We start from the raw sequence: 11,983 nt of genomic DNA on the forward strand, positions 1-11,983 counted from the left end.
GCCCGCGCGGACGGAACGGATCAGGCGCCCAGGCACCAGGCCAGCACCGCCTTCTGGGCGTGCAGGCGGTTTTCGGCCTCGTCGAAGACGACCGAATTCGGCCCGTCGATGACCTCGTCGGTGACTTCCTCGCCGCGATGGGCGGGCAGGCAGTGCATGAACAGCGCGTCGGACTTGGCGCGCTTCATCAGCGCCTCGTTGACCTGATAGGGCAGGAAGACATTGTGCCCGCGGGCGCGATGCTCCTGGCCCATCGAGACCCAGCAGTCGGTGACGACGCAATCGACGCCCTCGACGGCCTCCTCGGCGCTGCGCGTAAACTTCAGCGTGGCGCCGTTCTCGCGCGACCACTCGATGAAGTCCTGCATCGGCTCGCTGCCTTCCGGCACGGCGATGTTGAGATTGAAGCTGAAGCGGGCCGAGGCCTGCATCAGCGAATGCAGCACGTTGTTGCCATCGCCCACCCAGGCGAAGGTCTTGCCGGCGACGGGGCCGCGATGCTCTTCGAAGGTCATCACGTCGGCCATGATCTGGCAGGGGTGGGTGTCGTCGGTGAGGCCGTTGATGACCGGAACGGTGGCGTTCTCGGTGAGCTCGACCAGCCGCTCATGCGAGGTGGTGCGGATCATGATCGCGTCGACATAGCGCGACAGCACCTTGGCGGTGTCGGCGATCGTCTCGGAACGGCCGAGCTGCATCTCGGTGCCGGTGAGCATGATGGTCTCGCCGCCGAGCTGGCGCATGCCGACGTCGAACGACACGCGAGTGCGCGTCGACGGCTTGTCGAAGATCATCGCCAGAACCTTGCCGTCGAGAGGTCGCGAACGCTCGCCGGCTTTCAGGCGCCCCTTGCGCGCGACCGCATCGTCGAGGATGCCGCGCAGCGTGTCTGCGGAGACGGTGGAAAGGTCGGTGAAGTGGCGGATACCACCTGTCATGTCGAACCCCTGAAGGCTGTTTCGTATATGCCCTATGCGGCGGCTGCGGACAGGCCCTTGGCGGCCGCGTGGATGCGGTCCAGGGCGGCGCGGATCTCGTCGTCGGAGACGGTGAGAGGCGGCAGCAGGCGCACGACATTGTCGCCGGCGGGCACCGCCAGCAGCTTTTCGTCGCGCAGGGCGGCGTTGACCTTGGTGTTGGGCAGCTTGCACTTCAGGCCGAGCATGAGGCCGGAGCCGCGCACGCCTTCGATGACGTCCGGGAACTCGTCGGCTATTGCCGCCAGGCCCTGCTTGATCACCAGCGCCTTGCGGCTGACGTCGTCGAGGAAGCCGTCTTCCAGCACCACGTCGAGCACGGCGTTGCCCACCGCCATGGCCAGCGGATTGCCGCCGAAGGTGGTGCCGTGCACGCCGGCGGTCATGCCGGAAGCCGCAGCCTCGGTGGCCAGACAGGCGCCCACGGGGAAGCCGCCGCCGATGCCCTTGGCAATGGCCATGATGTCGGGCGCGACGCCCGACCATTCATAGGCGAACAGCTTGCCGGTGCGCCCGATGCCGCTCTGCACCTCGTCGAAGATCAGGAGCAGGCCATGCTGGTCGCACAGTTCGCGCAGGCGCTTCAAAAGTGCCGCCGGCACCTCGCGGATGCCGCCCTCGCCCTGCACCGGCTCGATCATGATCGCGGCCGTCTCCGGCGTGATCGCCTTTTCAAGCGCTTCCATGTCGCCGAAGGGCACTTGGTCGAAGCCGTCGACCTTGGGGCCGAAGCCTTCCAGATACTTCTGCTGGCCGCCGGCGGCGATGGTCGCCAGGGTGCGGCCGTGGAAGGCGCCCTCGAAGGTGATTGTGCGGAACTTCTCCGGATGGCCGTTCACATACTGGTAGCGGCGCGCGGTCTTGATGGCGCATTCCAGCGCCTCGGCGCCCGAATTGGTGAAGAACACCTTGTCGGCGAAGGTGGCAGCGGCCAGCCGCTCACCCAGCCGCGTCTGGCCGGGGATTTCGTAGAGGTTGGAGGTGTGCCAGAGCTTGCCGGCCTGCTCGGTGAGCGCCGCCACCAGCTTCGGATGGCCATGGCCGAGCGAATTGACGGCGATGCCGCCGGCAAAATCGAGATATCGCTCGCCGTCCTGCGTGATAAGCCAGGAGCCTTCGCCCCTTTCGAATGCCAGGGGTGCGCGTGCGAAAGTCTCGTAAAGCGCCGAACCGCTCATTATTTGCGTCTCCGGGTGCCGAAAAACCAAAAAGCCGCCCAATTGGCGGCCTTTAGGAGGCATATTTCTTTTTAGACCAGGAAGTCAATGAAAACTGCGCACCTCCACGCAAGAGCCCCGAAAATACACTGGGCCAGACCATGGCCGAGACCCGTGTCAGCGGCAGGCAAGTTGGGGAAAACCCAAAAAACCGATTCTTGTGGCAGAACAGACTCTTGTCACCGAGTCTACCGATAAGGTAATTTGCGAGCCAGCAATAACTAGATTTGGTGCGGCAACCCAATCACCCGAGCATATGTGGTGTCGTCCTGACCATGGTCGGGACGCTGATGGATTCCGAGTCGCGCACTGCTGTAGGAGCACGTTCTCATGAACTGGACTGACGAACGGGTCGAAACCCTCCGAAAATTATGGGCCGAAGGTCTCAGTGCCAGCCAGATCGCCGCGCAACTCGGCGGCGTCAGCCGCAACGCGGTGATCGGCAAGGTGCACAGGCTGAAGCTCTCCAGCCGCGGCCGCGCCACCGCCGCCCCTGCGCGCCAGAAGAAGGCTGTCCAGCCGGCCACCACCGTGAAGGCCCCGGCCCGCCCGGCGGCCGCCCCAGCGCCCGCGCAGCCCCGCATCCTGACGCCTTCGATCGGCGCGACCGCGCTGCAGGCCCAGTTCGACGCCGAGCCGGTGGCCCGCCAGTATCTGCGCCCGACCGAGGACGTGGTGGTGCCGATCTCGCGCCGGCTGCAGCTGATCCAGCTTACCGAGCGCACCTGCAAATGGCCGAACGGCGACCCGCTGACGGAAGAATTCCACTTCTGCGGCAACGAGTCCGGCGAAACCGGCCCCTATTGCAAGTACCACGCCAAGATCGCGTTCCAGCCCGCCGCCGAGCGCCGCCGCGCGCGCTAAGGCGCCGGCTTCCAGGCTGCATGCTACGCCGGGCTCAAAGCCCGGCGTTTTTGTTTGGGGCCGGGCTGGGCCGCCGATACAAGACACGGCGACACGGGCGCTTCTCCGGTGAGGCGTGGACAATCCCCGCCTGACTGCCGGCTGCAAGTCCGAGGCCTGGGTCCCCGGAACCTCCGCACTTCGCTTCGCTCGTGCTCCGGCCGGAGGACGACGGGGGTAAGGCACTGCGCCGACGAGCGCCGACGCACGCTAGAGGGGGCAAAAAGCTTTGCGATTACGGCAGCGGCGGATAAGGCGTGCGGTCGAACGCTACCTGTGCTCCACAGGCAGCGTTATGCGATGGCTCTTGTCCTGCTTGGGGCGGTCGGCCGGCATCTGGTCGCCGGTGACCACGTAGTAGATGGTTTCGGCGATATTGGTGGCATGGTCGCCGATGCGCTCGATGTTCTTGGCGCAGAACAGCAGATGCGTGCAGGGCGTGATGTTGCGCGGATCCTCCATCATGTAGGTGAGCAACTCGCGGAACAGCGAGGTGTACATGGCGTCGATCTGGTTGTCGCGGTCGCGGACGAATTCGATGCGCTCGACCGAACGCGAGGCGTAGACGTCGAGCACCTGCTTGAGCTGGGTCAGCGCAAGCTCGGCCAGCGCCTGCAGGCCCCGGAACAGGCTGACGGGCTGGCGCCCTTCAGCCACCGCCACCACGCGCTTGGCCAGGTTCTTGCCGAGGTCCCCCACCCTCTCCAGGTCGGCGGCAATGCGGATGGCGCCGATGATCTCGCGCAGGTCCGCCGCCACCGGCTGGCGCCTGGCGATGATGAGGATCGACTTGTCGTCGATCTCGCGCTGCGCGTCGTCAAGAATGGCGTCGTCGGCGATGACCCTGCGGGCCAGCGCGACGTCGGCATTTACAAGCGCTGCGACCGCCTGGTCGACAAGGCGCTCGGCATGGCCGCCCATCGCCGCGATCTTGCGTGTGAGAAATTTCAGCTCGTCGTCATAGGCGCGGACGGTGTGATGCGACTGCATGAAGGAGTCTCTCTTCAAAAGCCTGCCAGGAAAACGCGATCCTGAATCAAACAATCATAGGCTAGTCGCATGACGGATAAAAGAAAGCTCCGGCAGCTCAAATGGTGAGACGGCGCAATATTCGGGCTGCCGCTCAGGGTCGCTTCATCAACCGCGGCAATTCCTCCAGGAACTGTGCCCGGAGCATGGGCCCCTTGGGAGAGCTGGACTTGCCCATGCCGACCTGCATGCGGGCGAAGACGACGCGGCGACCCTGCCCTTCGGCCCAGCCGACAAACCAGCCCAGCGGGCGGTTCCTGTCTCCCTTGCCGTCCTTGCCGCGAAGCCAGCCGGTTCCCGTCTTGCCGCGCACGACCCAGCCGTCCCCGGCTTCGAACCGGGGGATGATGGCGTCGGTCATCGCGTAGGCCTTGTCCGACACGGCAAGCTCGCGGGCAAGCATGCGCCGGACAAACTCGGCCTGCTCGTCTGGCGAGATCTTCAGCGAGGATAGCAGCCAGGAATCGGTGAGGCCGTTGTTCTTGCCCGGATCGCCCGACACATCGGCGTTGCCGTATCCAAGTTTAGAGATGTAACCGGCGAAACGCTTCTCGCCGAGATGGCGGGTGATCTCGCGTGAGAACCACAGGACGGAATCCCTTTCCCAGATGACGGGGTCCACAGTCTTGTGATCGCGCTTCACCGCGTTGAATTCGGGTCGATAGTCCCAGGCCGGCGTGTGCTCGTCCTCGAGGATGCCGGCATCGTAGCCGATGAGCGCCAGCGGAAGCTTGAAGGTCGAGAACGGATTGAAGCGCTCGCCGCAGTTGCCCTCGCGATGCAGCGTCTTGCCGGACGCGGCATCCAATATGACGGTGCACTCAGGGGCCTTGCCCTTCTGTGCGGCGGTAGCCGGTAGCGAGACGCTGAGCAGGCTCGCGACAGCGAGCAGCCCGAGCACCAGTCTTGGTCTGGGCAGGATCATTGAGTTTTCCTCGTTCGCGCCCCCCCGGCGTCGAAGCGCTATCACGCGGCCGGGAAATGAACGGTAAACGCGGCGCCCTCCCCGGGGCTGGAGCGGATCGTCAGCCGGGCCTCATGGCGGGTGAGGATGTGCTTGACGATGGCAAGCCCGAGCCCGGTGCCCTTCTGCGCGTTGCCGGCGCCGCTGTCGATGCGGTAGAAGCGCTCGGTGACCCGGGGAATGTGCTCTTCGGGGATGCCGGGGCCGAAATCGCGCACGGTGACCGTTATCTCCCCTTCGTCGCTGGCCTCCGGCCCGGCCATGGAGACAACGACGCGACCGCCCGATTGGCCATATTTGCAGGCGTTTTCCAGCAGGTTCTCGAAAACCTGGAACAGTTCGTCGCGCGCGCCCAGCACTTCAAGGTGCTCTTCCGGAAAGGCGCGCTCGATGACCAGGCCGGCATCCTGCGCCACGGGGCTGAGGGAGACGATGACGTTTTCCAGAACCGCGCGCAGGTCTATCCGTTCGCCGGGCTCGAGATGGGGCTTCATTTCGAGGCGCGACAGCGACAGCAGGTCATCGATGAGGCGCGACATGCGCGCGGTCTGCTTCTGCATGATCTGCAGGAACTGGTCCCGTGCCGCCGCATCGTCGCGGGCGGGGCCGCGCAGGGTCTCGACAAAGCCGGCGATGGAAGCCAGCGGCGTGCGCAACTCGTGGCTGGCATTGGCGATGAAGTCGGCGCGCATGCGGTCGATGCGGCGCGCCTCGCTCTGGTCCCTGAATACCAGGACGTAGAGCCCGGTGCCGCGGCCCACCGCCGATGCGGTGACGCGGAAGGCGCGTTCGATGGGCAGGCGCTCGCTGTAGTCAATGACGCGGGAGGCGGCCTGGCCGAACAGCACGGCCTGTATCATCTCCTGCATTTCGGGCGCGCGGAACTTCAGCAGCAGGAGGATGCCCGGCGGCAGCGCGCCGAACGCGACGGTTGCGGCGGCATTGGCGTGGACGACCGCGCCGGCTCCGTCGAAGACGATCAGCGGATCGGCGACGGCGGCGGCGAGATTTTCGCCCGACAGGCCGATCGAGCCGCTGCGGTTGGCCACCTCGGCCGCCTCCACCCGGCGCTGGTCGGCCGTGCGGCTGGGCGCAAGGCCGGCGATGACGAACAGCGCGACGACGGCAGCCATCGCCACGACGCCCCCGCCAACTGCGTGAATGGCAAGCACGGCCGCCACGCCGGCGGCGAGCATCCAGCGGTTCTGGCGAAACCGATGCGCGAAAAGCCGGACCGCGCGGCGGCGCCAATTGTCTTTGACAGCATCGCTCATGCGATTTTCCGCAACAAGGCTCCTGATTGGTTCTGGACCACTCCTACGGCACCCAATAGCATGAGTTGCGGGGCTGAAAAGGTTTGTCGCGATGAAAAATGCCAAGGACGCCGGCGCCGCCCCCGGCGCGCAAGCCGAAGCAGGGCTCGACCGCGGCCCGATGACGATAAGGGTCGATGGCGTGGAGCGCAGCTTCGACATCGACGACCCCAAGCTGCCGGACTGGGTGGCCAAGAAGGCCCTCGGCTCGGGCGATTATCCCTACGATCACAAGTTGCCGCTGGTGGAATATGCGGACACGCTGCAGCGGCTGCAGATCGAGCTGGTGAAGCTGCAGGCCTGGATGCAGGCGAGCGGCGAGCGCGTGCTGGCGCTGTTCGAAGGCCGCGACGCCGCCGGCAAGGGCGGCACGATCAAGGTGCTGCACGAATTCATGAACCCGCGCACCGCCCGCAACGTGGCGCTGACCAAGCCGACCGAGACGGAGCGCGGCCAATGGTACTATCAGCGCTACGTGGCTCACTTCCCCACCGCCGGCGAGTTCGTGACCTTCGACCGCTCCTGGTACAACCGTGCCGGCGTTGAGCCGGTGATGGGCTTCTGCACGGCGCAGCAGCACCGGCACTTTCTGGAAGAGACGCCGCGCTTCGAAAAGCAGATCGTGCGCGAAGGCATCCATCTGTTCAAGTTCTGGCTGAACATCGGCCAGGAGATGCAGCTCAAGCGCTTCCACGACAGGCGCCACAGCCCGCTGACCAACTGGAAGTTCTCGGCCATGGACGTGGCCGGCATGACCAAGTGGGACGATTACACCCAGATGCGCGACCTGATGCTGGAATTCACCCACACCGAGCACGCGCCGTGGACGATCGTGCGCGCGAACGACAAGCGCCGTGCGCGCCTGGCCGTGATACGACATATCCTGGCCAGCCTGCCCTATGAAGGCCGCGACATGGAGGCCATCGGCAAGACCGAGGACATGATCATCGGCAACGGCCCGAAGTTCCTGAAGAAATCACACTGAGCGTCACGTGTCGGCGCCCGTGGGCGAAACCGCCCTTCGGTGCGCCGTCTTTTCCCAGTGATGGGGTCGCAGCCACAATTGCCACAGCGACCGCCATGCGGCGAGCGAGATCATCATCCAGTAGACGGGCGTGAAGAGCACGACCTTCCACAGGCCCTTGCGCTCGTGCTTGCGCAGCGTGCGACGGCCCAGGAGCAGGAAGGACAGATAGGCGCCGGCGATATTGACCACGTCGATCGGCAACAGAACCGACTGCAAGAGGCTGAGCGGATTGCCCACCGCCAGGTCCCAAAGCGTCTCCGCCGCCGCGGTAAGCAGGAATGGATGGGCGGTGGCCGAGATGATCATGCCGGCAAAGAGCGTCTGGGCAACCAGGAAAGATCCGAAGCCGAGATCGCGGCCAAGACGGGCCGGATTGCGCATGTGCACCAGCCAGGTCTGCATCCAGCCCTTGAACCATCGCGTGCGCTGCGGCAGCCAGACGCGAAACTCCTCGGGCGCGTCCTCAAGCGTGGGACACAAGATCGTTTCGGCCCGGTAGCCGAAGCGCGCCAGCCGCAGGCCGAGGTCGGCATCCTCGGTGACGTTGTGCGGGTCCCAGCCGCCGAGTAGCTGCAGCGCTTGCCGACGGAAATGATTGGAGGTGCCGCCGAGCGGCAGGACGAGATGGCGCCGGGCCAGCCATGGCAGCAGGCCGCGAAAGAGCGCGGCGTATTCGAAGAAGAACATTCGCGACAGGAAGGAATTGTCGCGGTTCGAAATCTCGAGCGGCGCCTGCAGGCACACGACCTCCTCGCCCGCGGTGCGGAAGCGCTGCCAGGCCTGCAGAAGCTGATAGGGATGGGGGTGATCCTCGGCGTCGAAGAGCACGACGAAATCGCCGCTGGTGACGGGCAGCGCATAGGCGAGCGCCTTGGGCTTGGTGCGAGGACCGCCCTGCGGCGTTTCGATGACCTCCATGTAGGGCGGCAGCGCGCAGGCGCGGATGACAGACAGCGTGGCGTGATCGTCGGCCTCGCAGACCAGCTTTATCTCCAGCTTGCTTTTCGGCCAGACTATGCGCTCCAGCGCCGCGATCAGGCCCGGTACCATCGCCGCCTCGTCGTAGAGAGCGACGAGCACGGTATAGACCGGCAGCTCGCTGGCGACGGTCGGCTCCAGGCTCTCAGGTTGCGGCGGCGCCGCCGTTGGCAGGGCCGCAAAACGAATACAGATGCAGGCGAGAAAAAACAGCGACAGGATGCCATGAAGCAGGCCGGGAACCATGTCCGGCATCAGGGTAGCGGCCGCCAGCAAACCGGCGATCGCCGCGCCCCAGGCCGCACCTTGCCACGCATTGGCAACGATGCGGGCGGAAAATTCGGGATAGGCCTCGAACAGGCTGAGCGCGGCCTTGCGGACGAGCCGGGGCCGCGCACGCGCAAGCGCCGCCCGGCGCAACGCGCCCCTGCTCGTCATCTTGAGCCGCGTTCGCGCGCCCGGATAGCGCGCCAGCAATTCGCGAAACTCGCCGATGCGGATGCGTTCCGGTGCGATGAGGAACGAGATGCCGCTGGCGTCCTCATACTTGACCGGATGATGCTTGCCCCGACTGCGCAGCAAGGCAATGCAATCCTTCGCACGCATGATCAGCCGCTCGGGATCTACGTAGTCTACGAAGGCCAGGCCGACTTCCTGCGCCATGGCGCGGGAAAAGGCGGTCTCGTCGACCACGCCCGAGGCCAGCAGTTCGGACTGGAAGTCGGTTCCGTTCACCCTGGCCTGAACGGCGATGTGAAGCGCCTTCTCGGCCGACACACCGATGCGGGTGAGCAGGGGCTGCCATTCGGCATGTTCGGAAAAGGACAGCGCCAGGAGCGTCGCGTCCGGCGAACCTCGCCGGGTGTCCTGCCCGCGAACGAGTTGCTGTCCGCTTGAACGATGACTGCTTTCTTCGGCGTCAAGGAAAGCCATGGCAAGCCGCCCGTCGAAAACCCACGAGAACTGCGGAAGCGAGAGGCGACGAAGGGACGGCTTGCGACAGCGGCAAGCCGGCAGGAACAGACACCGACCGAAGCCGGATTGGCATGTGATTACGCTCGCCCACGGCAACACCCCATGTTGCTGGTCATGCTGACAATGCCCCGGCGCAGCTATGCACGGCACGGATGGATAAGCCACCTACCCTTGATGGCATTCACGAATATGGACAACCCAGGATTTAGAATACCGCGATCGCCATTTCAGGCACCGGGGTGGGAATCGCCGCGTATTGGCGCTAATGAATAGCGGACCGTAGCCGCCTTCAGTTCCGTTCAGCCGAGAGTTTTTGGTGAAGTTTCGCGCCTTCCTCATCGTCGTGCTTTGTGGCCTGGCTGCGGCGGTCGCGCAGGCGCGTGCCGAACAACCGCAGGTGCCGCTGCTGTGGGATACCAAGGAACGACTGCCCAAGCCGGATCTTTCCGCGCTGGGCCGCCTGCGCTTCCTGACGACGACCGACTTTCCGCCGTTCAACTTCATCGATTCCGGCGGCAGGCTGTCGGGCCTGCACGTAGACCTTGCGCGCGCCATATGCGCCGAACTGGACATGGCCGCAAAATGCCAGATCCAAGCGCTGCCCTGGGGCGAGCTGGACGGCGCGCTGCAGAAGGGCGACGGCGAGGCGATCATAGCCGGCATTGCGGTGACGCAGGAAACGCGCGCCAAATATGCATTCTCGCGGCCTTACCTGCAGTTCCCCGCACGTTTCGTGATGCCCAAGGCGGGCGTGCTCGGCGAACCGCTCTACAGCAAATTGAAGGGCAAGCAGATCGGCGTTGTGGCCGGGTCGGCACATGAGCGGATGCTGCGCGACTATTTTCCCGACGTGAAGGTTGAGACCTATCCGAAGCAGGAAGCGCTGTATGCCGACCTGAAGCAAGGCAAGATCGCCGGCGCCTTCGGAGATGGCATGCGCCTGGGTTTCTGGCTGGCCGGCTCCGACGCAGCGGACTGCTGCCGTTTCGCCGGCGGGCCCTACCTGGCGCCGGAATATCTCGGCACCGGCCTTGCCATCGCCGTGAAGGCGGACAAGCCGGAGCTGGCCGACGCGCTCAACTATGCGCTGCATGCGATTTCGGTGAAGGGCACCTTCGCCGAGCTCTACCTGCGGTATTTTCCGGTGAGTTTTTACTGAGGCTTGCGGATCTGGCTGCCCACCCATCGCCGCCGGACCGGCCGAAATGGCAGCAGCAGCGACCAGCCGAGCCGGGCGGACTCGCCGCCGCGCCATTCTTCGAGCCCGACGACCATGCCATCATGCCCGAGCTTCGGGGCGAAGATATAGGTGCCGAATAGGCGGTCCCAGAACGGGAAGTTGAAGCCGTAGTTGGAATCCGTCTCCCGGCGTTCGGCCGAGTGGTGCACGCGATGCATGTCTGGCGTGACGATCACCCGCCGCAGCCAGCGGTCGACGCGGGGGGCGATGCGCACATTGGAGTGGTTGAACATCGAGCTGCCGTTCAGCACGATCTCGAACACCAGCACCGCCAGAACGGGCGGCCCCAGCGCCACCACCACCCCCGCCTTCCAGAACATCGACAGAAGGATTTCCAATGGGTGAAAGCGCAGCCCGGTGGTTACGTCGATGCCGGTGTCGGCATGGTGCATGCGATGGATGCGCCACAGGACCGGCACCTTGTGGCTGGCGACGTGCTCCAGCCAGACTGCGAAGTCGAGCACGACGAAGGCGATGACGCCGCCGAGCCACGGATTGATACCCGCAAGGCGCAGCAGGCCCCAGCCTTGGGCCTGCGCCCAGGCGGCAGTCCCGACGGCAGCGGCCGGAAACACCACCCGCAGCACCAGCGAGGAGATGAGCACCATCGACAGGTTGGTGAACCAGCGGCGGGACTTGAGCGCGCCCCTCATTTCTGCACGCTCCAGCCGCGGCGACCAGAGCTCGAACAGGGCCATGCCGAGGAAGATCGCCAGGAAGGCTATCGAGCGGGCGGCAAGCTCTGAAGGGATGAGATCGTTCATGGCGCCACCCTGCTGATCCTCGCCTCAAGTAAGCATGCGGTGGCGTGCTTTGGCCGCGCGCTCGACCGCGGTGACGGTAGGTGTGTCGATTGCGAGGTGGCGGCGCAAGAGTTGCAGCACGCGCACCTCCTCCAGCCGCATCTCCAGGTCGACCGTCGCGACCTCGAGCGCGGCGGCGTAGGCCGTGTCGTGCAGGCGGGGCGGAATGGCCTTGGCCGCGAGCGCCAGCACGCCTTCGAGCCCGGCGGGCTCCTGCAGCAGCTTCTGGCAATCCTGCGCGGTGTTGATCAGCCTGTTCTCGTCGAAATCGGCGAAGACCGGCCAGCTGCGCACCACATCGCCGATGCGGGCAAGCTCCAGGTCGGTCATGTCTCGGTCTGCGGCCGAGGTGATGACCATCAGGTAGATCAGGGCTTCCTGGGCGGTGGGCTTCGACATTTCGGGGCGGTCCTCGGATTGTGATGGGCGGAAGGTAGGAATCCCAGGCTTGCGCCGCAAGGAAAAATGCCGGTTATCGTTGACGCCCTCGACCGTCCCGCTTAGACACCGTGTGCAAACTTCGCTCTCGGACGCCTGATATATAGCCATCCGCCCCG

General features: G+C 65.2%; 11 protein-coding genes. 3 read left to right on the top strand and 8 right to left on the bottom strand.

The window, feature by feature from the left end; translation table 11 throughout:
• Positions 1–20: 20 nt before the first annotated feature.
• Positions 21–938 carry an ornithine carbamoyltransferase gene (argF, locus tag AC3A4H_RS03755; protein ID WP_348777947.1) on the bottom strand — a complete coding sequence of 306 codons (918 nt, stop codon included), beginning with the start codon at positions 936–938 and terminating at the stop codon, positions 21–23.
• A gap of 32 nt (positions 939–970) precedes the next feature.
• Positions 971–2,155, bottom strand: coding sequence for an acetylornithine transaminase (locus tag AC3A4H_RS03760; RefSeq protein ID WP_487765477.1), 1,185 nt, complete (start codon positions 2,153–2,155; stop codon positions 971–973).
• Positions 2,156–2,524: 369 nt separating this feature from the next.
• On the opposite strand from AC3A4H_RS03760, the gene AC3A4H_RS03765 reads away from it, so the two are divergent.
• Positions 2,525–3,058: a GcrA family cell cycle regulator gene (locus AC3A4H_RS03765; protein ID WP_487765478.1), complete on the top strand. Its 534-nt coding sequence runs from the start codon at positions 2,525–2,527 to the stop codon at positions 3,056–3,058.
• Between the two features lie 309 nt (positions 3,059–3,367).
• Here AC3A4H_RS03765 and phoU read toward each other — a convergent pair whose 3' ends face one another.
• The 3 genes from phoU to AC3A4H_RS03780 all read right to left on the bottom strand — a co-directional run bounded on the left by phoU (position 3,368) and on the right by AC3A4H_RS03780 (position 6,364).
• A complete protein-coding gene (gene phoU / locus AC3A4H_RS03770; protein WP_348777944.1) occupies positions 3,368–4,087 on the bottom strand; it encodes a phosphate signaling complex protein PhoU in 720 nt (239 codons plus the stop codon).
• Positions 4,088–4,220: 133 nt separating this feature from the next.
• Positions 4,221–5,051, bottom strand: a complete 831-nt coding sequence (gene blaOXA, locus AC3A4H_RS03775) for a class D beta-lactamase (protein WP_487765479.1) — start codon at positions 5,049–5,051, stop codon at positions 4,221–4,223.
• Positions 5,052–5,092: 41 nt separating this feature from the next.
• On the bottom strand, positions 5,093–6,364 hold the full coding sequence (locus AC3A4H_RS03780) for an ATP-binding protein (protein ID WP_487765480.1): 1,272 nt from the start codon (positions 6,362–6,364) through the stop codon (positions 5,093–5,095).
• A gap of 91 nt (positions 6,365–6,455) precedes the next feature.
• Between AC3A4H_RS03780 and ppk2 the strand changes: the two genes are divergently transcribed.
• Complete coding sequence (gene ppk2 / locus AC3A4H_RS03785; RefSeq protein ID WP_487765481.1) at positions 6,456–7,388, top strand: polyphosphate kinase 2; 933 nt, start codon at positions 6,456–6,458, stop codon at positions 7,386–7,388.
• Positions 7,389–7,391: 3 nt separating this feature from the next.
• Here ppk2 and AC3A4H_RS03790 read toward each other — a convergent pair whose 3' ends face one another.
• The gene (locus AC3A4H_RS03790; RefSeq protein WP_487765482.1) at positions 7,392–9,341 is read right to left on the bottom strand and encodes a glycosyltransferase; all 1,950 of its coding nucleotides are present in this window, start codon (positions 9,339–9,341) and stop codon (positions 7,392–7,394) included.
• 358 nt (positions 9,342–9,699) lie between these two features.
• Between AC3A4H_RS03790 and AC3A4H_RS03795 the strand changes: the two genes are divergently transcribed.
• Positions 9,700–10,542 (top strand): ABC transporter substrate-binding protein, encoded by an 843-nt coding sequence (locus AC3A4H_RS03795; protein ID WP_487765483.1) that lies wholly within the window; start codon positions 9,700–9,702, stop codon positions 10,540–10,542.
• Here AC3A4H_RS03795 and AC3A4H_RS03800 read toward each other — a convergent pair.
• Both AC3A4H_RS03800 and AC3A4H_RS03805 read right to left on the bottom strand, forming a co-directional pair.
• A complete protein-coding gene (locus AC3A4H_RS03800; RefSeq protein ID WP_487765484.1) occupies positions 10,536–11,387 on the bottom strand; it encodes a sterol desaturase family protein in 852 nt (283 codons plus the stop codon). The genes AC3A4H_RS03795 and AC3A4H_RS03800 overlap by 7 nt on opposite strands.
• Before the next feature lie 24 nt (positions 11,388–11,411).
• Positions 11,412–11,825 (bottom strand): tellurite resistance TerB family protein, encoded by a 414-nt coding sequence (locus AC3A4H_RS03805; RefSeq protein ID WP_487765485.1) that lies wholly within the window; start codon positions 11,823–11,825, stop codon positions 11,412–11,414.
• Positions 11,826–11,983: the final 158 nt, after the last annotated feature.

This window comes from Pseudaminobacter sp. Soil_N_29, assembly GCF_057656055.1.